Genomic DNA, 21305 nt, shown 5'->3' on the forward strand with positions numbered 1-21305 from the left:
CGTCGCCTACCCGGCGCCGGCCGGGACGCACAGGCGAGTGGGTTCGTCTCGCCCGCGCACGACCTCGGCGCCCACCTCGTGCCAGCGCGCACGCTCCGGTTCCGCCGCGGCGTCGGCCGCCACCCCCGAGGCCAGCACGAGGCCGGGCCGGTCCTTGGCCAGCTCGCACAACCGGGCGGCCTCGTTGACCGCGTCGCCAATCACCGTGTACTCGAAGCGGTCGTCGGATCCGACGTATCCGGCCACCACGTCGCCGTAGGACGCCCCGATGCCGGCCCGACAGTCGGGCACCCGCTGCTGCAACCGCTCGGCGAGCACGCGCGCGCAGGTCAGGGCCGCGGTCGCCGGGTCCGCCATCGACCGGGGCGCCCCGAACACCACGAGCGCGGCGTCGCCCAGGAAGCTGTCCACGATGCCGTCGTACTCCTCGACCGTCTCCACCACCACGGAGAAGAACTGGTTGAGCACGTCCACCACCTCCGCGGCCTCCGAGCGCACCGCCATCTCGGTGGATCCGATGAGGTCCACGAACACCACCCCGACCCGCGAGTCCCGACCGCCCAGTTCCGGCTCGTGCAGTTCCGCCGCCTCGGCGACGTCCCGGCCGACGTGGCGCCCGAACAGGTCGCGCAGCCGTTCCCGCTCCTGCAGCCCCGCGGCCATCTGGTTGAACCCGCGCTGCAACTCCCCGAGCTCGGTGCCGTCGTAGACCACCACCCGCCGCGACAGTGTGCCCGCGGTGATGTCCTCCATCGCCCACCGCACGCTGCGCAGCGGCCCGATCATCGAGCCCGTGGCGAGGGAGATGAGGAGGAACCCCGCCAGCAGCGACGTGCCGCCCAGGACGAGGACGACGACGGCGAGGCGTTCCAGTGACAGGGCGCGGCCCGCGAGGGTGTAGATCGCCACGATGAGCAAGCCTGTGACGGGCACCCCGCTGCCCAGGGCCCACGCCACCCGGAGCCGCGTCATGGCGCCGAGGAAGCGGGCCCGCGGGGCGCGTCCCGTGGACAGCGCGACGGCCGCGACGGGACGCAGCCCGAAGTCGGCCAGCAGGAACGCCACACCGCACACGACGAGGCCGGAGAACACGATGGTGAACCCGACGACCGGGATCGACGAGGGGTCGACCACCCCGTACGCCGGGGCCACGACCGCCGCGCCGAGCATCCACAGGAAGGCCTGGATGAGGGTGATGCGCCCGGGCAGGCGCAGGGTCCGGACGCGGTCGCGCTCCGTGGGGTCGCGACCGTCGAGGAACCAGCGGACCCGCCGGTAGACGGCGCGCGTCACCCACACCGTGCCCACGATCACCGCGAGGGTGACGTACACCGGCACGACGATCACGGTGGGGACGAGGAACTCCCGCGACAGCAGGGCCGGGCCGGGCAGGACGAACAGGATGAGCACCACGGCCACCGCGACGCCCACCAGATTGGAGCCGAGCAGTGACAGGACCAGCAGGATCCGGACGCGCCAGGCGCGCACGCGCGCGGACTCGCGCTCACGTCCGAGCAGCACCGACCCGAGCTCGGGCCGGCGCAGCAGGGACAGGTCGAGTCGCACGCCTCGTATGGTGCCACCACGGTCCGACACGCGTGATGCCCTCGTCACACCTACCGCCGGGAATGGGACGCGTGCGGCGTCAGCGCGTAGGGTGGTCCCAGGACGGCCCGCACCACTCTTGCCTCGGGCCGCGGCCTGTCGACCATCCCGTGGTCGCGCACCGGACGCAGCACCTCACGCGGTGGGGCGGTTTATTCGAGAGCGCGCCGGGCAAGACGCCATCCTCTATGTACGGAGCCATCTCCCTTGTCACGTTCCTTCGCCGACCTCGGCGTTCCTTCTCCCCTGCTCGCCGTCCTCGACGCTGCGGGCATCACCACCCCGACGCCCATCCAGAGCGCCACGCTGCCCGACGCCCTGTCCGGTCGTGACGTCCTCGGCCGCGGCCGCACCGGCTCGGGCAAGACCTACGCGTTCTGCCTGCCCCTCGTCGCGCGCCTCGCGGCGTCCGGCGGCCGCCGCACCCGCAACGCGCCGCGCGGGCTGATCCTCGCGCCGACCCGTGAGCTCGCCCGTCAGATCGACGAGACCCTCGCGCCGCTCGCCCACGCCGTGGGCCTCAGGACCACCGTCATCTTCGGCGGCGTCTCCCAGGGCCGTCAGGTCGACGCGCTCAACCGCGGGGTCGACATCGTCGTGGCCTGCCCCGGCCGCCTCGAGGACCTCATGGGCCAGAAGCACTGCCGGATGGACGCGATCGAGATCAGCGTCCTCGACGAGGCCGACCACATGGCCGACCTGGGCTTCCTGCCCGGCGTCACCCGCATCCTGTCCGCGACCCCGGCCGGCGCCCAGCGTCTGCTGTTCTCCGCGACCCTCGATTCGGGCGTGCAGAAGCTCGTGACGAAGTTCCTCACGGACCCGGTCGACCACTCGGTCGACGACGGCACCGCGACCGCCGGCCCGACCGCGCACCACGTGTTCCACGTCGACGCCGACGACCGCGTCCGTGCCCTGGCCGACCTCGCCGGTGCACACCCGCGGACGGTGATGTTCACCCGCACCAAGCACGGCGCCAAGCGGCTGGCCAAGCAGCTCACCGGCCGCGGCGTGTCCAGCGTGGACCTGCACGGCAACCTCTCGCAGAACGCGCGCGTGCGGAACCTCGACGCGTTCTCCTCCGGCGAGGCGACCGTGCTGGTGGCGACCGACATCGCCGCCCGCGGCATCCACGTCGACGACGTCGGGCTGGTCGTCCACGCCGACCCGCCGGCCGAGCACAAGGCCTACGTCCACCGCTCGGGCCGCACCGCCCGCGCCGGCGCCGTGGGCACGGTGGTCACCGTGGCCACCGTCGACCAGGTGGGCGAGGTCCGCTCGCTGCTGCGCGCGGCCGGCGTGACCGCCGGGGAGATCGCCCTGCCCGTGGGCGCCGACGCGGCCGCCGCGCTGGCCGACGCCCCCGAGCCGCCCCCGCACGTCCCCTCCGACGACGGCGCCGAGGGCCAGTCCGTCCGCGGGCAGGCCCGGCGCAGCCGCGGTCGCGACCGGCAGAGCCAGAACCGCCAGCGCCAGCAGGGCGAGGGCCGTCAGGGCCAGCGTCAGCAGGGCGAAGGCCGTCAGGGCCAGCGTCAGGAGGGCGAGCACCGCCGTGTCGACTCCCGCCGCGGTGACGGGCGGCGTGGCGGCGACCAGGACCGCCAGGTCCGGGCCCGTTCCGACCGCGACGGCGCGGAGCGCGGTGGCCGCGACCAGCAGGGTTCCGGCGGCAGCGGCGCTCGTCGTCGTCGCCCCCAGAACGGCGGCACCCCCGGCGCCGCGCGTCAGGGCTCCGGCGGGCAGCGCTCCGGCGGCCAGGGATCGGGTGGCCAGCGCTCGGGCGGTCACGGCGCCGGCACCGGCACGCGGGCCTCGGGCGCGCGGCAGTCGGTCGGCCAGGCCGCCGGACGCCCCCGCAGCGATCAGCGGCGACGGGCCACCCGCACCGCCGGCTGAGCAGCTGAGCTCGTCCGGCCGGGTCCGCCCGGCCGGGCGTACACGCCACACATCTGACTGCGCGCCACCTACCGGGCCCGGGCGGTGGCGCGCATTCGTATAGGTGGCGTTGCCGAGCCGGGGTTCAGCCCGTAACCGGGCCGGGGCCCCGCCCGCAACCGAGCCGGGGTTCAGCCCGTAACCGGGCCGGGGCTCAGCCGAAGACGGTGATCGTCTGCCGGCTGATCGCGGCCAACGCGCCGTCGGCCCGCCACACCATCGCGTGCGTGTGCGCGTACCCGTCTCGGGCGGCGTCGGTGGTGGCGGCGTACGCGAGCGTCGAGTCCGCCGCGAACGTGTCCGGCCCGACCTCGGCGACGAACTCGATCGTCCACGTCAGGCTGCTGCCGGGCGCGAACCCGTCGAGCATCTGGATGGGCGCCGGCGGCCACGCGTCCGTGAGCAGCACGAGGTGCTCCTCCTCGAACCGCTCGGGCGCCTCGCGCAGGGACGTCCACCCGGACAGGTCGGCCGTGTCGGCGCCGCTGAACGGCAGCTGGCCGCTCACCTGGCGCAGCTCGACGAACCGGTAGAACTCCGGCGTGAAGTCCTTGATGTACGGGAACGGCTCGATCGTCGCCGGGTCGGGGAACCCGGGCATGGGGTGCACGGGCGGCACGGAGATAGAGGACTCGCGGTGCCGGCCGAAGGCGGCGAGCGCGGTCGCGACGATCGCGCCCTCCTGCCGCACGGTGGCCTGACACTGGACGACGTTGGAGCCCACCCGCAGGATCTCCGCCGAGATGTCGACCGGGCCGGTGGCGGCGGGGCCGACGAAGGAGACGGTGAGCGAGCGCAGCGGGTGGACCACCGCGGGCGAGCCGTCGCCGGTGTCCCGCGCGCGCAGGCAGCCCTTCATCGCGGCCAGGAGCAGGGCCCCGGTGAGTCCTCCGTAGATGGCCCGGCCCTGCGTCCAGCCCTCTTCCACCTCGACGGTCCCGCCGTCGGCGGCGGACTGCAGCATGCTCGTCAGCGACATGCGGCCCAGTCTGCCACCGCCGCTCAGCGGGTCTGCGCGGTGCTGCCCCTCCGGCCGCGCCGCGCCCGCGCCCGGGCCGCCCGGACGCCGGCCAGCGCGGTGGCCAGGCCGGAGGTGCGGGGGCCGTGGCCGAACATCTTCTCGCTGCGGGTCTCGGCGGCGTCGTCGGCGGTGCGGCGCAGGTAGCGGTCCGGCAGCGAGAGGCGGGCGATGGTGCGCCAGGACTGGAGGTACTGCTTCCACAGCGGGCCGGAGACGTACGGCAGGTCGTACCGGGCGCACAGGTCGCGCACCTTGAGCGAGATCTCCGCGTACCGGTTGGACGGCAGGTCCGGGAACATGTGGTGCTCGATCTGGAACGACAGGTTGCCGGTCATGAGGTTCATGGCCGGCCCGCCGTCGAGGTTGGCGCTGCCGAGCATCTGCCGCAGGTACCACTCCGCCTGCGTCTCGGTCTCTACATCCGTCATGGTGAACTTCTCGGCGCCGTCGGGGAAGTGCCCGCAGAAGATCACCGCGTTGGTCCACACGTTGCGGATGATGTTGGCCGTGACGGCGGCGGTGAGTGCCTGGGGCCCGCTCGGCCCGGCCAGGACGGGGAACAGGATGTAGTCCTTGAGGACCTGCTGGCCCGCCTTGCGCAGGAACGCGCGGGCCCGGCGCCGGTCCTCGGGCGCGGCGTCCCGGTCGAACGCGGCGCTGACGGTGACGGCCTGCAGCCCGATCCCCCACTCGAAGCCCGCCATGAGGGCGGCGTTGACGGCCGTGTTGGCGAGGAACCGGGGCTCCCACGGCACGTCGCGCGTCACGCGGAGGACGCCGAACCCCACGTCGTCGTCCATCCCCACGATGTTGGTGAACTTGTGGTGCAGGTGGTTGTGGGTGTGCTTCCAGTCCGCGGAGCTGCCGACGAGGTCCCACTCCCAGTTGGTGGAGTGGATCTCCGGGTCGTTCATCCAGTCCCACTGGCCGTGCATGACGTTGTGGCCGAGTTCCATGTTCTCGAGGATCTTGGCCACCGCGAGGGTCCCGGTGCCGAGCGCCCACACGGTGCGGTTGCGGGCGCCGAGGTAGAGCAGGGCGCGCGCGCCCAGCTCGAGGCCGCGCTGCAGCTTGATGATGCTGTGGATGTAGCGGTAGTCGCGCTCACCGCGGGAGTCGATGACCTCGGCGCGGATCGCGTCGAGCTCCCGTCCCAGCTCGGAGATCTGGTCGGGAGTGAGGTGGGCGTATTCGCCGACGTCGGAGATCGCCATGACCCCAGGGTAGGCCGGTCTCCACGGGCGCGGCTACGGCTCGGGCCCGGGTCGCCCCCTCATCGTGACCAAGCGCACGCCCCGCCGCCCCGTCAGTCACTCCAGGCTCGGCGCAACACCTCCAGCGTCCCGTGGACGCGCTCGACCGTCGACCCGATCGGGGCGATCATCAGCTCGTCGGCGCCCGCGCGCCGCGCGAAGTCGGTGAGGTAGTCGCGGACCGTGGGCCCGTCGCCGCACGCGGTGTAGCTGATCATGTGGAGGATCTGCCGCCCGCCGGCGGACTCCATGATCATGTCGAGCTCCTCGTCGGAGAAGTCGCGCCCGCGGCCGGCCATGAGCTTGACGCGCTGACGGCGGTACCAGTGCATCTCCCGCTGGGCGCGCTCGGTGTCGTCGTCGGCCACCACGTTGACGGCGGCGATCATGAACGGCTCGGCCAGCTGCTCGCTCGGCTGGAACCGCTCGCGGTACACCGCGGAGGCCTGCTCCAGGGCGTCGGGCGCGAAGTGGGAGGCGAACGCGTACGGCAGCCCGTAGGCGGCGGCGAGCTGCGCGCCGAACAGGGAGGAGCCGAGGATGTACAGCGGGATCCTGGTCCCGCGCCCGGGGATGGCGGCGATCCCGCGGGTGCGGGCGAAGTCCGACGGCGAGTCGCCGAGGAAGGCCTGGAGCTCGCGGACGTCGTCGGGGAAGTTCTCGGCCGCCGACGGCTCGCGGCGCAGGGCGCGCAGCGTCTGCGGGTCGGTGCCGGGGGCGCGGCCGAGGCCCAGGTCGATGCGGCCGGGGTGGAGCTCGGCGAGGGTGCCGAACTGCTCGGCGATCACGAGGGGTGAGTGGTTGGGCAGCATGACGCCGCCGGAGCCGAGCCGGATCGACGAGGTGTGCGCGGCGATGTGCGCCATGAGCACCGCCGGCGCCGAGGACGCGATCGAGGGCACGTTGTGGTGCTCGGAGTACCAGACCCGCTCGTACCCCAGCTCCTCCGCCTTGCGCGCCAGGGCAAGCGAGTCCTGCAGCGCCTCCCCCACCGACTGCCCGGGGCGGACGCTGGCGAAGTCGATCACGGACAGGGGCAGGGCGCGGGAGTCGGGGGAACCGGAGTCGGGGGACGTCATGCCGGGTGCAACCCGGGCCGCCGGCGCACTATTCCTGTCGAGGGGCGCCCGGGGGCACACTGGGGGACATGGCCACCACCGCTGACACCCCCGTAGACCTCGCCCGACTGGTGGACGCGATGCGCGCCGACGGCCCGCTCGTGCACTGCCTCACCAACTCCGTGGTCCGGCAGATCACGGCCGACGTGCTGCTCGCGGCAGGGGCGGCGCCGGCGATGGTGGACCACCCGGACGAGGCGGGGGACTTCGCCGCGATCGCCTCCGGGGTGCTGATCAACGTGGGTAACCCGACCGCCGAACAGGTGGAGGGCATGCGCGCGGCGATCGCCTCGGCCCGGGAGCACGGCACGCCGTGGGTGCTCGATCCGGTGGCGGTGGGCGGGCTGGTGATGCGTACGGGCCTGGCGACCGACTGGCTGGAGTCCGGGCCGGCCGCCATCCGCGCCAACGCGTCGGAGACCACCGCGCTGGCCGGCTCGGGGGCGGGCGGCCGGGGCGTGGACTCGACCGAGGAGGTGGCCGCCGCGGAGCCCGCCGCCCGCGACCTGGCGGCGCGGTCCGGGGCGGTGGTGGCGGTGACGGGACCCCGGGACCTGGTTGTCACCCGTCGCGACGGCGGGTTCCGCACGACGTGGGTCGAGTCGGGTCACCCGTTGCTGCAGAAGGTCATCGGCACCGGGTGCGCACTGGGCGCGCTCACCGCGGCGTATCTGGGGGCGGCCCGGGCGGCGGGGCTCGACGATCATGACGCGGTGGTCGCCGCGCACGCCCACGCCGGCGCCGCGGGGACGGTCGCGGGGCGCACGTCGGCGGGGCCGGGGAGTTTCGCGGTGGCGTGGCTCGACGCCCTGTACACCCTGTCCGGGGAGGACATCGCGGGCCTGGTCACGGTGACCGGCGCGTGAGCGCCGCGCGGCCCGGCGGGGACGCCGCCCTCCCCGCGCGGGGCCCCGGGGTCGACTGGCGCCTGTACCTGGTCACCGATCCCCACCTCGGCGGCGGGCGCGGCGCCGTGCCGGACATCGTGTACGAGGCCGTGCTCGGCGGGGTGGGGGTGGTCCAGGTCCGCGACAAGGAGTGCGACGACGACGAGTTCGCCACCCACGCCGCCGCCGTCGCCGGGGCGGTCGCGCGGGCGTGCACGGAGACGGGCCGCCGCGACGTGCCGGTGTTCGTCAACGACCGGCTCGACGTCGCGCGGGAGCTCGGGCTGCACCTGCACGTCGGGCAGCGGGATGTGCCGCTGGCCCGGGCCCGCGCGGCGTTGCCGGTCGAGCTGATGCTGGGACTGTCGATCGAGTCGGACGGGCAGTTGGCGGCCGCGGTGGCGGGCCCGGGTCCCGCGCCGGATGTGATCGGGGTGAGCCCGGTGTGGGCCACGGCCACCAAGACCGACACGGCCGCGGCGCTGGGTCCGGCCGGTGCCGACCGGATCGCCCGCGCCGCCCACGCGCACGGGGTCCGGGCGGTGGGGATCGGCGGGGTCACGCCCGCGACCGTCGGGCAGCTGGCGGCGACCGATCTGGACGGGGTCTGCGTGGTGTCGGCGATCATGGCCGCCGCGGACCCGCGCGCTGCCGCCGCCGATCTGCTCGCGCGGTGGGAGGACGGGAAATCGTCCTCGCCAGGGCGGCCGCGCGCGTAGCGTCATACGAATGGACGACAGGACGCCTCTCGAGATCACCCTCGTCGAGTTCCCCAGCACGTCGATGACCGCGACCGCCGAGTTCCTCGAGGCGGTCTGCGGCTGGACGCCCACGGTGTACGGGTCCTCGTACGCGTGCATGCTCGGCGGCGGCATCGACGTGGGCGTCCAGGGCGACGCCGACGAGCAGTCCCCCACTCCGCTCATGGTGATCCGGGTGGGCGACCTCGAGGTCGCGCGTCGGCGCGTGGAGGAGGCCGGCGGCGAGGTGACGTTCGGGCCGTTCGACTTCCCCGGCGGCCGCCGCTTCCACTTCCGCGAGCCCGGCGGCAACGAGATGGCCATGTGGGTGCCGGCCTGACCTCAGCGTTCACCGCCCGGGCGCGCCCTGGGGTTCGACGGGCAGCCACAGTTCGCAGGTCGCCCGGGTGAAGTCCGCGGAGTGGTCGAGGACGGCCAGGACCGAGGGGCCCGGCCGCAGTCGCCACGGGTTGGACGGGAACCACTCGGAGGCCGTGGCGGCCCACATCTGCTGCAGGGCGGACGGGTGGTCGCCGGAGGAGCGGAAGACGGCCCAGGCGCCGGCGGGGACGTCCATCACGTCGAGGTCGGCGGGGACCGGCGTGTCCGGGTCGGTGGCGACGCCGTGGAGATAGGTCAGGTCGGTGCCCTCGGGGTCGCCGGGGCCCGTCCCGTGGGTGATCTGCAGGAGCCCGGTGGGCTCTCCGCTGGACAGGGCCTTGAGCCGCGCGTTCTCGGCGGCCGGGATCGACTCGACGTGGGCGCGGATGTGGTGGTTGACCCCCTCGAAGATCAGCGGTACGCGGGTGGCGTGGCCGACCAGGCGCAGGACGGGGCGGTCGATGATGCGGACATCCATGGGATGGCTCCCTTCAACGGTCAGGCGGAACCTGAGGACGGACTGGCTGCGGAGGGGGCCGCCGTCGCGACGGACGTCGCCGTGGCTCACGCCGTGCACGGCGCGGAACGCCCGGCCGAACGCCTCGACGGATCCGTAGCCGTACCGCACGGCGATGGTGAGCAGGTCGTCCTCGCCGAGCAGGTCCCCGGCGGCGACGGCCATCCGGCGCCTGCGGACGTACTCGGACACCGGCATCCCCGCCAGCGACGAGAACATCCGCCGCAGGTGGTACCCGGTGGTCGATCACGGCACCTCCCCTTCCCCGACCACTGTCCTCCCGGTCACCGGGGCGCGCCCGACTTCCCGGGACGCGTGCGGTCGGGTGGCGTGGCGGTCACCCCGACGCCGGTGAGGCCGGCGCTCGTCATACCGGCCCCGTGAACCCCTCCGGGAGCGCCAATCGGGTGAGTTTGTCCGGGTTGCAGTGGAAGTACAGTCGGTCCACGCGGCCATCGACCATTCCGACCTGCGCCACACGCAGCACCCCGCGGGTGACCATCGCCAATCCCAGTTCGCCGTTGACCTCCACGGGCGCGACCATCCCGTCGGCCAGCTCCATGCCCTTGACCAGGAAGTAGGCGCACTTGCGGGCGCCCACGATGTCGCGGCGGGCGGCGTTGACCTTCCCGTTGCCGTCCGACGTCACGCGGGCGTCCGCCGTGAGGGCGGCGACCGTCTGCTCCAGGTCTCCGGAGAGCACGGCCTCCACGAGCTGCGTGATGAGCGCGTCCGGGGCCGGCTCGGGCGGGCGCAGGTCGGTCGCGAGGCGGTGTCGGGCCCGGCTGACCCATTGCCGCACCGTGGCCACGGCCGCGCCGAGCGTGTCGGCGATCTCGGCGTAGGGCAGCTCGTACGCCTCGCGCAGGACGAAGGCCGCGCGCTCGTCCGGGCCGAGCTTCTCGTACGCGAGCAACACGGCGATGCGCAGGTCGTCGCGGCGTTCGGCGCGGTCCGCGGGCAGCAGCGCGGTGTCGACGGGCTCGGGCAGCCAGGCACCGATGTAGTCCTCGCGCTTGCGTCGCCGGAGGCGGTCCAGGCACAGCCGGGTGGTGACGGTGGTGAGCCACGCCTCGGCGTTGCGCGGCGCGTCCGCCGGGTCGAGGGCCACGAGGCGGGCCAGGGCCTCGTCGGCGGCGTCCTCGGCGTCGGCCCAGGTTCCGGTGATGCGGTAGCCGATCCCCAGCAGTCGACCGCGGACCCGCTCGAGCGCCGCCCGGTCGGGCAACACCTCGATCGTGGCGGGGGCGACTCCGCCGGCCGTCGGTTTCGAACCGGCGGGCGCGCCTGTCGTCAACCCCGGCTCACCGGCTCCAGGTCGCCCGGGACGAGACCGCGCAGCGATCCCGGATCCTTGCGGGTGGCGATCGCGATCCGGTTCCATGCGTTGATGGTGACGACCTCCATGACCAGCTGTCCAGCACCTGTGTCACCCCGGTGGCGGACGACGTCGGCCCAGAGCTCGTCGGGGACCGAGTCCTCGCCGTCGACGTGGGTGAGCGCGTCCGCGAATCGCAGGACGGCCTGCTCCGCCGGGCTCATCTCGGCCACGTTCGCCGTCCAGTCCTCCACCGCCGCGATCCGGTCGGCGGACCATCCGTCCCTGCGGGCGTCGCGACGGTGCATCGCGGTGCAGTAGCGGCACCCGTTGACCGCCGAGACGCGGAGTCGGATGAGGTGGGAGTCGTCGCGGGAGACCCGGGCCCGGGAGTAGGCCTCGAGCGCCAGCATGGGGGCCATGGCCGCCGCGCTGACCTGTTTGCGCTGGTCGTGCGTGCTCTGTGATGTGCTCATGTCTACTCGACGCACGAACCGCCCGGAATGTGACAGCGCCAGCCGATCAGGGCGATTCCCTATGGCATCGCCCCGTCGCCGGTCATAGCCTTGGGGGCATGGCCGAGCCCGACGATCTGCTGCTCTCCGACGCCGAGCGACTGCATGCCCTCACCGTCCTGGGTGATCACTACGCGGCGGGCCGGCTCGATGATCCGCAGTTCCATTCCCGTTCCGGCGACGTGGCCGCGGCCCGCACCCTCGGCCAGCTGCGCGACTCGTTCGCCGACCTGCCGGGCGGGATGCCGCTGACGACGGTGGACGGTCTGATCGTCCGGTCGGCCACTGCGGCCGGCGGTGAGGTCGCGCTCTCGTCGTCGTCGTCGCCGTCGTCGTCCCTCGCGACACCTGTCACCGGCGCGCGGACGCCGGCCACCCGCGACGCCGATGCCGACCTGGAGGACCTGCGCCGGCGCGGCAAGCTGGTCGAATCGCTGGACGGGGTGGTGATCGGGCTGACGCTCATCACCTTCCTCGTCCTGCAGATCGTGGTGGACTGGCAGTACGCGTGGATGGTGTGGCCGTCGCTGGTGCTGACGCTGGGGATCCCGCGGCTGGCGCTGCGGTTCACCGATTCCGACGAGAAGACGTACGAGAAGCTCAAGAAGGCCGACGAGAAGGCCCGCGAGGAACGCCTGCGCGCGGCGACCGAGCGGATCCGCGAGCTGGGCGACGGGCGCGAGAAGCGCGACTGAGCGCCGCGGGTCAGGTGTTCTCGAGGGCGACGCCCTTGCGCTCGGGGAGGGTGAAGGCGGCCAGGGCGGCGACGACGAAGGCCGCGGCGAAGACCCCGAACACCATCGCGGTGTCACCCAGATCGAGCAGGAACGGCACGAGCAGCGGCGCGATGATGGAGGCGATCCGCCCGAACGCCGCGGCGGCGCCGGTGCCGGACCCGCGGGTGGCGGTGGGGTAGAGCTCGGGGCCGATCGCGTACAGGGCGCCCCACGCGCCGAGGTTGAAGAAGGACAGGGCCATGCCGGCGGCGATGATCGTGGCCGGCGAATCGGCCAGTCCGAACAGTCCGGCCGACACGGCCGAGCCGATGAGGAACACGGCGAGGGTGACGCGGCGACCCCAGACCTCGATGAGCCAGGCCGCCACGGCGTACCCCGGCAGCTGGGCGAGCGTGATGATGAGCGTGTAGCCGAACGACTTCACCAGGTCGAAGCCCTGGGACACGAGCAGACTCGGCAGCCAGATGAAGGCGCCGTAGTAAGAGAAGTTGATCCCGAACCACACGATCCACAGCGCCCCGGTGCGCGCGCGCAGGCGAGGGGACCAGATGGATTCGGCGGGCTGCCCGGGCCCGGCCGGCTCACCGACCGGCTCGCCGGGCGTCGCGGCGCCGGCCGTCGCGGTCGCGGTCGTCGCGGTCCCGGCCGGGGGCTCGACACCCGCCGAGGCCTCGTACTCGCGGACGATCCGCTCGGCCTCCTCGACCCGGCCCCGGGACTCGAGGAAGCGCACCGACTCGGGCAGGCCGAAGCGCACGACGAGGGCGTAGGCGGCCGGGACCAGTCCCACGGCCAGCGCCCAGCGCCAGCCGTCGTCACCGGTGGGCACCACGAAGTAGCCGATGAGGGCGGCCATGATCCAGCCCAGGGCCCAGAACGCCTCGAGCGCCACCACCACCCGGCCGCGGACCTTGCGGGGCGCGAACTCGCTGACCAGCGTCGACGCGACCGGCAGCTCGGCGCCCAGGCCGAGGCCCACGATGAAGCGCAGCACGATGAGCATCGCCACGCCCGTCGACAGCGCGGCCGCGCCGGTGGCCAGGCCGTAGACGAGCAGCGTCGCCGCGAAGACCTGCCGCCGCCCGATCCTGTCGGCGAGCAGACCGCCGAACGCGGCGCCGAGCGCCATGCCGACGAAGCCGATGGACCCGATCCACGACAGTTCGGTGGGGGTGAGCGACCAGTGCACGGCCAGCGCGGCCATGACGAACGAGATCAGCCCGACGTCCATGGCGTCGAGCGCCCAGCCGATGCCCGAGCCGAACAGCAGCTTGCGGTGCTTGCGGGTGAACGGCAGGCCGTCCAGGCGCTCGGTACGGGTTGTCATGTACGTCACGCTACTCGGCCGCTCCGACACCTCGGGCGGCCTCCCGAGGTAGACATGGACGGTTGTCCGAGTAGACTGATGGATACTGTGTTGCACGTCACAAACGAAGGAGCTCCCCGTGGGCATCACCGATCCGGCCGCCGACGCGGCCACCACCACGCGGGCCGACTTCGACGTCGTCATCCGCGGCGGCACGGTCTATGACGGCACCGGGGCACCCGGCGTGCGCGCGGACGTCGGCATCCGGGACGGAGTGGTCGGGGCGATCAGCGCCGCGCCGCTCCCCGTCTCCCCCACCACGCGCGGGGTGGAGGCCGAGGGCCGGTGGGTGACACCGGGCTTCGTGGACACCCACACCCACTACGACGTCGAGCTGCTCGTCTCCCCGGGACTGGGCGAGTCCGTCCGCCACGGGGTGACCACCGTGCTGGTGGGGAACTGCTCCATCACCGGCGTGTACTCCGGCACGGTCGACGTGGCGGACCTGTTCAGCCGCGTCGAGGCCCTGCCCCGCGAGTCCGTGCTGACCGCGCTCGAACAGAAGAAGACGTGGTCCGACCCTGCCGCCTGGCGGCGCGCCGTGGAGGACCTGCCGCTCGGCCCCAACGTCGCCTCGTTCATCGGGCACTCCGACGTCCGCGCGTCGGTGATGGGCATGGGCCGCTCGACCGACCCGGCGCACTCCCCCGGCCGTGACGAGCTGCGCGAGATCGACCGCCGGATCACCGCCGCCCTCGACGCGGGCTTCCTCGGGGTGTCCACCATGACCAACCCGTGGGACAAGATGGACGGCGACCGCTACCGCTCGCGGACCCTGCCCTCCACCCACGCCTCGTGGGGGGAGTTCCGCCGCATCAGCCGCCTCCTCCGCCGCCGCGACCGCGTCCTGCAGGGCGTGCCCAACCTCAACACCAAGGTGGACGTGGCCTTCTACGCGGCCACCAGCACCGGGCTGTTCCGCAAGCCCCTGCGCGTCTCGCTGCTCTCGGCCGCCGACACCCTCGCCGAGCCCTGGGTCAACCGCATCATCCGCCCCATCGCCTGGGCCGCCAACACCGTCGGCAGGGGCCGGTTCGTGTGGCAGCACCTGCCCACCACGTTCAAGGTGTGGGCGGACGGCATCGACCTCGTGGTGTTCGAGGAGTTCGGGTCGGGCCGCGAGGCGCTGCACCTGGCCGACGAGGTCGCCCGCAACGAGCTGCTGCAGCAGGAGAGCTACCGCCGCTGGTTCCGCCGGGACTTCGAGAAGCGGTTCAGCCCCCGCGTGTGGCACCGCGACTTCGACGACGCCCTCATCGTGGCCTGCCCCGACGAGACGCTGGTCGGCCGGACGGTCGGCGACGTGGCGCGGGCCCGGAAACTGCACCCCGCCGACGCCTACCTGGACCTGGTGGTGGAGTACGGCACCGACTTCCGCTGGACCACCACCATCGCCAACGCGCGCGAGAAGGTCGCCAACCGGTTGGTGAACACCCCCGGCGTGACGATCGGCTTCTCCGACGCGGGCGCGCACCTGCGCAACATGGCGTTCTACAACTTCGGCGTGCGCCTGCTCGAGCGGGTCCACCAGGCACAGCGCAGGGGTCGCCCGTTCCTGTCCACGGAGCAGGCCGTGCACAAGCTCACCGGTGAGTTGGCGGAGTTCTACCGCCTGGACGCCGGGCGCCTGGAGGTGGGCGCGCGCGCCGACGTGGTGGTGATCGACCCGGACGGGCTCGACGGCGAGTCCCTCGACTACCACGAGGAGGCCATGCCCGAGTTCGGCGGAATCCGCCGCATGGTCAACCGCAACGACCGTGCGGTCGCGGCGACGATCATCGGCGGCCGGGTGGTCTGGAGCGACGGCGAGTTCGCGCCGGGCTACGGCCGCGAGTTCGGTGCCGGCCGCTTCCTGCCCTCGGGGGAGACCGTCGCGCCCCGCCCGGCGGCCGCCCGTCCGGTGGAGACCCGCGGGCAGACGCCGCACAATTCACCGGCATGAGCGCCACACCCCTCGACGACGACGTCCGCGACCTGCTCCTCGCGCCGAACCCGGCCGTGATGGCGACGCTGCGGAAGGACGGCTCACCGGTCACCGTGCCCACCTGGTACCGGCTGGTCGACGGCGACCGGATCCACCTCAACCTGGACGCGGGCCGCGTGCGGCTGCAGCACCTCCGCCGCGACCCGCGGGTGGCGCTGTCCGTCATCGAGTCGGAGGACTGGTACACCCACGCGAGCATCCAGGGCCGGGTCACCGAGATCACCGACGATCCGGACCTGGCCGGCATCGACGCCCTCGCGCGCCACTACACCGGCGAGCCCTACCCCACCCGCGACCGGGCGCGCGTGGACGCGTGGGTGGAGATCGAGCACGTCCACGTGTGGGGCCGGCTCCGCGAGTCCTGACCGGAGGTCAGCCGGCGGGCGTGTGCTCCACGCCGAGCGCGGCGAGGAGCGACTCCCGGTAGGCGGCGTGCTCGGCGGCCCGCTCGACCCGGTCCTCGGACAGCACCACGTCCACGTCCCGGACGATCCGCCCCGAGTCCAGCACCACCACGCGGTCGGCGAGGGTGACGGCCTCGTCCACGTCGTGGGTCACCAGCAGCACGGCGGGCCGGTGCACCCGGCACAGTTCGAGCAGTAGCGCGTGCATGCGGATGCGGGTGAGGGCGTCGAGGGCCCCGAAGGGCTCGTCGGCCAGGAGCAGCTCCGGTCCGCGCACCAGGGATCGCGCCAGGGACACCCGCTGCTGCTCGCCGCCGGACAGCTGGGTCGGCCAGGCCCGCTCGCGTCCGGCCAGGCCGACCTCGGCCAACGCGGCGCGGCCCCGGGCGCGCGGGTCCGGCCCCTCCAGGCCCAGTACGACGTTGTCCAGCACGCGGGCCCACGGCAGCAGGCGGGAGTCCTGGAACACCACCGACCGGTTCGCGGGCACCTGCAGGTCCCCGGATCCGGGGACCCCGGCGTCGAGGCCGGCGATCGCCCGCAGCAGGGTCGACTTGCCCGAGCCGCTGCGCCCGAGCAGGGCGACGAACTCGCCTCGGCGGATGTCGAGGTCGATGCCGTCGAGCACCACCCGCCCGCCGAATCCGCGGGTGAGGCCGCGGGCGCTCACGCTCAGCTCGCGATGGTCGTGCGCCATGACAGTGCCTTTCGCTCGAGGAAACGGACCAGCAGGTCGGAGGTGGTGCCGAGGATCGCGTAGACGACCAGGCCCACGATGATCACGTCGGTCAGGCCGTAGTTGCGGGCCTGGTACATGAGGAACCCGATCCCGCTGCTGGCGTTGACCTGCTCCACCACGACCAGCGAGGTCCACGCGATGGTGACGGCCAGCCGGAGGCCGGAGAAGAAGCCGGGCAGCGCGCCGGGGATCGCGACGTGCCGCAGGAACTGGGTGCGCGACAGCCGCAGGGACTCGGCCAGCTCCACGTGGCGGGCGTCCAGGCCCCGGAGCGCGGAGAAGGTGTTGATGTACACGGGCACGAACACGGCCAGGGCGATGAGCAGCACCTTCATCTGCTCGCCGATGCCGAACCACACGATCGCGAGCGGGATGAGGGCGAGCGTGGGGATGGAGCGTTTGATCTGCACGGGCCCGTCGATGAGCGCCTCGCCGATGCGGGTCAGGCCGGCCAGGGTCGCCAGGACCACGCCCAGGGCGACGCCGAGGACGCCGCCGATCAGGGCCCGCTGCACCGAGATCCACAGGTTGCTCTGCAGGCGGCCGTCGGCGATGAGGTCGCCGGCGGTGGTAATGACGGTCCAGGGCGCGGACAGGGTCCGCTCGTCGATGAGGCCGGTGGCGGAGCCGACGGCCCAGATCGCCAGGAGCAGGGCGGGGCCGATGGCGAGCCCGAACCGGATCGGGGAGCCCGGGCCGAGGCGGGAGCGGCCGGGCCTCGGCTCGAGCCTGTCATCGGCCACAGTGCCCGGTGGCGCGGCAGACGGTCCCGCCGGCGCGGCCGGGGTCCCCGCGCCGGGGGCGCCGTGGGGCCCCGCGGCGCGGGCGGGCTCGGAGTTCTTGGTGGTGCGCATGGTGGAGGTCACGGGTCGTCCTTTCCGTCAGGTGGTGGAGGGAATGGTGTCGGCCGGAAGCACCGCGGGGCAACGGTTGTCGTCACCGTGATCGGATGTGCGCCGGGGCAGGTACCGCGGGACGACGCGGGCAAAGATCACCGCGCCGGCCGCGGCCAGTCCGCCGGAGGCGAGGCTCGCCGCGGCCAGCCCCGCCGTCGCGGTCACGCCGGCGACAACCAGCGGGCCGACGACCGTGCCGGAGTCGTGCGCGACCCGCCACAGGCCGAGGAACGCCACCCGGTCCCCGGGCGGGGCGAGGTCCGCCCCGAGCGTCATGAGCAGCCCGTTGCTCAGCCCGTTGGCCGCGCCGAGCACCACGGACACCGCGGCCACCGACACGGCCCCGTTGGCCAGGGGCAGCAGCAGCGCACCGGCGGCGAACACGGTGGTCGAGGCCACGGCGACGGGGACGCGCCCGATCGTGTCGAGCGCCCGTCCGGCGGGCAGGGACACCAGCAGGTCCACGGCGCCGCCGATCCCGAACACCACGCTCGTCGCGACCGCGTCCAGTCCGATGTGTGCGGCCCACAGCGGCAGCACCGCGGTCCGACAGGTGCGGCACACCCCCAGCACCATCGCGCCGGAGCCGACGCGGGTGAGCACCCGGGCGTGGCGGACCGCCACCATCGTCACGCCCTCGCCGCCGGACCCGCGGGGGGTGGCGTCGGGGACGCACATCATGAGGGCGCCGGCCACGGCGAGCGCCGCGGCCTGGAGCCACAGCCCGCCCTCGGGGCCGGCCGCCGCGACGAGGGCCGCGCCGAGGAACGGGCCGAGCAGCAGCCCGGCGCGCATCGAGGCCGCCACCGCCGACAGCGCCCGCCCGCGGTGGGAGTACGCCACCACCTCGACGACCGAGTTCTGCCGGGCGACCATCGACACGGCGGTGGCGAGGCCGACCAGCGCCACGCCGACCGCGATGAGGTCCGGCCGGGTGGCCAGTGCGCTGAGCACCGCGCCGGCCACCCCGATCAGCGTCGATGCGGCCACGGCCCGGCGCTCCCCGAGGCGGGAGATGATCCACCCGGACGGCACGTCGCCGACGAGCATCCCCAGCCCGGCCGTCGCGGCGACGAGTCCGGCCTGCGGCACGCTCGCGCCGTGCTCGAGCGCGAGCAGCACCACCACCGGCGCGGCGGCGCCCTGTCCGAGGCCGTGCAGCAGGGACGGCACCAGCAGCGGCATCGCCAGGCCCCGCGGCAGCGTCGGGCCCGGCTGCGGCCCCGGACGGCCGCCCGCGCGCCGGACCCGCGCCGGCCCGGGCCCCACTAGGAGGCGGTGGAGCCGGCCAGCGGCTCGGCGGCGTAGCGGCTCTCCGGCCGGGGCAGTCCGTAGTGCTCGCGCAGGGTGGTGCCGGTGTACTCGCTGCGGAACAGGCCCTTGTCCTGAAGGATCGGGACCACCCGCTCGGTGAACGCGTCCAGGCCGGTGGGGTAGACGGGCGGCATGATGTTGAACCCGTCGGCGGCGCCGGTGCGGAACCACGTCTCGATGACGGTGACGATCTGGTGCGGGGTCCCGGCGACGACGTTGTGACCCCGCGCGCCGGCCAGGCGGTAGAGCAGTTGCCGGACGGTCGGCTTCTCCCGCAGAACGATCGCGGCCACGACCGACCGTCGGCTCTGGGTGGTGTCGCCCAGGTCGCCGAAGCCCTCGAACCACGACTGCGGAACCTCGTCGTCGTACCCCACCCCCGACAGGTCGATGCCGGTCATCTTCCGCACCTGTTCGAGGCCGAACGCGGGGATGGTCAGCTCGTTGAGTTCGCGCTCGGCGTCGCGGGCCTCGGCGGGCGAGTCGGCGATGAACGGGCTCAGCCCGGGCAGGACCTTGACGTGGTCGGGGTTGCGGCCCACCCGCAGGGCGCGTGCCTTGATGTCGGAGTAGAAGGCCTGGGCGTCGCCGAGGCGCTGGTGGGCGGTGAAGATGGCCTCGGCGTAGCGGCCGGCGAACTCGCGGCCGTCGTTGGAGGATCCGGCCTGGACCAGGACGGGGCGGCCCTGGGGGGACCGTGGGGAGTTGAGCGGACCCCGCACGCGGAGGTGCTCGCCGCGCGCGTCGACGCGGTGGATCCGCGCGGCGTCGGCGTATGTTCCGGAGGACTTGTCGACGACGAGGGCGTCGTCCTCCCAGCTGTCCCACAGCCCGATGGTCGCCTCGACGAACTCCGTGGCCCGCGCGTACCGGTCGGCGGCCGGCGGGTGCTCGTCCAGCCCGAAGTTCGCGGCGGCGGCGTCGGTCGAGGTCGTCACGATGTTCCATCCGGCCCGCCCGCGGGACAGGTGGTCGAGCGAGGAGAACAGGCGCGCGAGGTTGTACGGCTCGTAGTAGGTGGTGGAGGCTGTGGCTATGAGACCGATCCGGCTGGTGGCGGCAGCCATCGCGGTGAGCGTGGTGACGGGTTCCAGGTGGTAGTCGGGCTTGAACCGGGCGTCCGAGCGCAGGGCCGGTCCGTCGGCAAAGAAGACGGCGTCGAGCTTGGCCGCCTCCGCCGTCTGCGCCAGTTCCTGGAAGTAGGCGATGTCGGTGATGCGGTCGGGGCGGGAGTCGGGGTGGCGCCACGACGCCTCGTGGTGACCGGTCGGGTAGATGAACGCGTTGAGGCTGAGCTGCCGGGGTGCGGGCACGGGAGTTCTCCTGGGATGTGCGCGGGTGGGTGTCAGTCGCGGGTGGGTGTCAGTTGCGGGTGCGGGAGGCGCCGACGGCGGCGACGGCGTCCGCGATGACCGGGTCGAAGCGACGGTCGACGCCGTCGGAGGCGTCGACGGGACGGGGCAGGCCGCCCACCGAGTCGAGGCCGGCGGCGATGGAGCCGATGACCTGCTCGACCTCGTCGAAGGTCGGGAAGGTGAACTCGCCCTGGGAGGCGAGGATCGCGTCGCCGTCCTCGGCGGTCAGGCCCTCGGACTCGATCACGTAGGAGCGGATCCACTCCTGCGGGTTCTCGTTGATCCACTGGTAGCTGCGCACGACGGCGGTCACGAACTCGGCGGCCGCGGCGGCCGTCGCGGGATCCGACAGTGCGGTCTCGCTGGAGTAGACGTACAGGTGCCCGGAGCCGAACTCCTCGGTGAGGTCCTCGGGCAGCTGGGAGGCCCCGGGCGTCTTGAGGTAGCGCGAGCGCACGGGCTGGCTCAGCGGCGCCGCGTCGATCACGCCGGAGCGCAGGGCGTCGGGGAAGTCGGGCAGGCTCATGTGGACCAGCTCGACGTCCTCGGTCGTCAACCCGGCCGCCTCCAGCAGGTTGAGCAGGAAGATCTGCTGGGTGGTGCCCTCGGCGTACCCCAGCTTCTTCCCCCGCAGGTCCGCGAGGCCCGTCGCCTCGACCCCGGGCGCCAGTGCCAGGGCCACGGAGTTGTCCGTCGCGCCGGCGCCGATCACGGTGACGTCGTCGCCGGCCGCGAGGGCCTGGACCTCCATGATGTCGCCGGCGTAGCCCACGTCGATCGCGTCCGCGCGGAACGCCTCGAGCACGGACGGGGCGCCCTGGAACGCGCCGAACTCCACGTCGAAGGGCAGCTTGTCCAGTTCGCCGGAGGCCTCCAGCGCCACGGTGAGTCGGTTCTGCTGGTCGGCCACCACGAGGGTCGTGCCCGGCGGGATCTCGGTGGGCAGCGGCGCGTCGGCCTGCAGTCCGTCGGCCTCCCCGGAGCACGCCGCGAGGCCGGTGACCGCGGCCATCGCCATGGCCATCAGCGCCAGGCGGGGGCGGTGGCCATCACGGCGGGTGTGTCGGGGACGGATCGACATTCTCTACTCCTGTACGGCGGTGGGTCGGTGACGGAATGTCTACCAACGGCCCCCGCCCCGGGGGAACGGTTCCGCGCGCGGTGAACAGAACCCCCCGCCCGCTCTACGCTCCCGGTAATCCCTCTGCCCTCGACCGTCC

20 protein-coding genes are annotated in these 21305 nt (G+C 73.5%); 7 read left to right on the forward strand and 13 right to left on the reverse strand.

Going from position 1 to position 21305, the window contains the following annotated elements:
* Positions 1-6: 6 nt before the first annotated feature.
* Positions 7-1566 carry an adenylate/guanylate cyclase domain-containing protein gene (locus tag RWK90_RS06915; protein ID WP_314036150.1) on the reverse strand — a complete coding sequence of 520 codons (1560 nt, stop codon included), beginning with the start codon at positions 1564-1566 and terminating at the stop codon, positions 7-9.
* Between the two features lie 246 nt (positions 1567-1812).
* Between RWK90_RS06915 and RWK90_RS06920 the strand changes: the two genes are divergently transcribed.
* Complete coding sequence (locus tag RWK90_RS06920) at positions 1813-3501, forward strand: DEAD/DEAH box helicase (RefSeq protein WP_314036152.1); 1689 nt, start codon at positions 1813-1815, stop codon at positions 3499-3501.
* Positions 3502-3694: 193 nt separating this feature from the next.
* Here the strand turns inward: RWK90_RS06920 and RWK90_RS06925 are convergent, their stop codons facing one another.
* From RWK90_RS06925 to RWK90_RS06935, 3 genes are all read right to left on the reverse strand, one after another.
* A complete protein-coding gene (locus tag RWK90_RS06925) occupies positions 3695-4519 on the reverse strand; it encodes a thioesterase family protein (RefSeq protein WP_314036155.1) in 825 nt (274 codons plus the stop codon).
* Between the two features lie 23 nt (positions 4520-4542).
* The gene (locus RWK90_RS06930; protein ID WP_314036157.1) at positions 4543-5775 is read right to left on the reverse strand and encodes an acyl-CoA desaturase; all 1233 of its coding nucleotides are present in this window, start codon (positions 5773-5775) and stop codon (positions 4543-4545) included.
* 92 nt (positions 5776-5867) lie between these two features.
* A complete protein-coding gene (locus RWK90_RS06935; RefSeq protein ID WP_314036158.1) occupies positions 5868-6893 on the reverse strand; it encodes an LLM class flavin-dependent oxidoreductase in 1026 nt (341 codons plus the stop codon).
* Positions 6894-6961: 68 nt separating this feature from the next.
* On the opposite strand from RWK90_RS06935, the gene thiM reads away from it, so the two are divergent.
* From thiM to RWK90_RS06950, 3 genes are read left to right on the forward strand one after another with little or no spacing between them, the layout of a single operon-like run.
* Positions 6962-7798, forward strand: a complete 837-nt coding sequence (thiM, locus tag RWK90_RS06940; RefSeq protein ID WP_314036160.1) for a hydroxyethylthiazole kinase — start codon at positions 6962-6964, stop codon at positions 7796-7798.
* A complete protein-coding gene (gene thiE, locus RWK90_RS06945) occupies positions 7795-8538 on the forward strand; it encodes a thiamine phosphate synthase (RefSeq protein WP_314036162.1) in 744 nt (247 codons plus the stop codon). The genes thiM and thiE overlap by 4 nt, the downstream gene beginning before the upstream one ends.
* Before the next feature lie 10 nt (positions 8539-8548).
* Positions 8549-8899, forward strand: a complete 351-nt coding sequence (locus RWK90_RS06950) for a VOC family protein (RefSeq protein ID WP_314036164.1) — start codon at positions 8549-8551, stop codon at positions 8897-8899.
* A gap of 9 nt (positions 8900-8908) precedes the next feature.
* On the opposite strand, the gene RWK90_RS06955 is transcribed toward RWK90_RS06950, so the two are convergent.
* From RWK90_RS06955 to RWK90_RS06965, 3 genes are all read right to left on the reverse strand, one after another.
* Positions 8909-9685 carry an AraC family transcriptional regulator gene (locus RWK90_RS06955; RefSeq protein WP_314037080.1) on the reverse strand — a complete coding sequence of 259 codons (777 nt, stop codon included), beginning with the start codon at positions 9683-9685 and terminating at the stop codon, positions 8909-8911.
* A gap of 139 nt (positions 9686-9824) precedes the next feature.
* Positions 9825-10688, reverse strand: coding sequence for a sigma-70 family RNA polymerase sigma factor (locus RWK90_RS06960; RefSeq protein ID WP_396230295.1), 864 nt, complete (start codon positions 10686-10688; stop codon positions 9825-9827).
* 62 nt (positions 10689-10750) lie between these two features.
* Positions 10751-11251 (reverse strand): carboxymuconolactone decarboxylase family protein, encoded by a 501-nt coding sequence (locus RWK90_RS06965; protein ID WP_314036168.1) that lies wholly within the window; start codon positions 11249-11251, stop codon positions 10751-10753.
* A gap of 98 nt (positions 11252-11349) precedes the next feature.
* On the opposite strand from RWK90_RS06965, the gene RWK90_RS06970 reads away from it, so the two are divergent.
* Positions 11350-11985, forward strand: coding sequence for a DUF1707 domain-containing protein (locus tag RWK90_RS06970; protein ID WP_314036170.1), 636 nt, complete (start codon positions 11350-11352; stop codon positions 11983-11985).
* A 10-nt stretch (positions 11986-11995) separates the two neighbouring features.
* Here RWK90_RS06970 and RWK90_RS06975 read toward each other — a convergent pair whose 3' ends face one another.
* Positions 11996-13354 (reverse strand): MFS transporter, encoded by a 1359-nt coding sequence (locus RWK90_RS06975; protein ID WP_314036172.1) that lies wholly within the window; start codon positions 13352-13354, stop codon positions 11996-11998.
* Positions 13355-13472: 118 nt separating this feature from the next.
* Between RWK90_RS06975 and RWK90_RS06980 the strand changes: the two genes are divergently transcribed.
* Positions 13473-15335, forward strand: coding sequence for an amidohydrolase family protein (locus RWK90_RS06980; RefSeq protein WP_314036174.1), 1863 nt, complete (start codon positions 13473-13475; stop codon positions 15333-15335).
* Positions 15332-15742, forward strand: a complete 411-nt coding sequence (locus tag RWK90_RS06985; protein WP_314036176.1) for a TIGR03618 family F420-dependent PPOX class oxidoreductase — start codon at positions 15332-15334, stop codon at positions 15740-15742. Before RWK90_RS06980 ends, RWK90_RS06985 begins: the two co-directional genes overlap by 4 nt.
* Before the next feature lie 7 nt (positions 15743-15749).
* Here RWK90_RS06985 and RWK90_RS06990 read toward each other — a convergent pair whose 3' ends face one another.
* The 5 genes from RWK90_RS06990 to RWK90_RS07010 form a co-directional block, all read right to left on the reverse strand.
* Positions 15750-16478 (reverse strand): ABC transporter ATP-binding protein, encoded by a 729-nt coding sequence (locus RWK90_RS06990; protein WP_314036178.1) that lies wholly within the window; start codon positions 16476-16478, stop codon positions 15750-15752.
* Positions 16454-17386: an ABC transporter permease gene (locus tag RWK90_RS06995; protein ID WP_314036180.1), complete on the reverse strand. Its 933-nt coding sequence runs from the start codon at positions 17384-17386 to the stop codon at positions 16454-16456. The genes RWK90_RS06990 and RWK90_RS06995 overlap by 25 nt, the downstream gene beginning before the upstream one ends.
* 15 nt (positions 17387-17401) lie before the next feature.
* A complete protein-coding gene (locus RWK90_RS07000; RefSeq protein ID WP_314036182.1) occupies positions 17402-18601 on the reverse strand; it encodes an MFS transporter in 1200 nt (399 codons plus the stop codon).
* 83 nt (positions 18602-18684) lie between these two features.
* Positions 18685-20043 carry an LLM class flavin-dependent oxidoreductase gene (locus tag RWK90_RS07005; RefSeq protein ID WP_314036184.1) on the reverse strand — a complete coding sequence of 453 codons (1359 nt, stop codon included), beginning with the start codon at positions 20041-20043 and terminating at the stop codon, positions 18685-18687.
* Positions 20044-20092: 49 nt separating this feature from the next.
* Entirely contained in the window at positions 20093-21166 is a 1074-nt protein-coding gene (locus tag RWK90_RS07010) for an ABC transporter substrate-binding protein (protein WP_314036186.1), read from the reverse strand.
* Positions 21167-21305: the final 139 nt, after the last annotated feature.

Source organism: Dietzia sp. CH92, from assembly GCF_032248695.1.
Taxonomy (GTDB): Bacteria; Actinomycetota; Actinomycetes; order Mycobacteriales; family Mycobacteriaceae; genus Dietzia.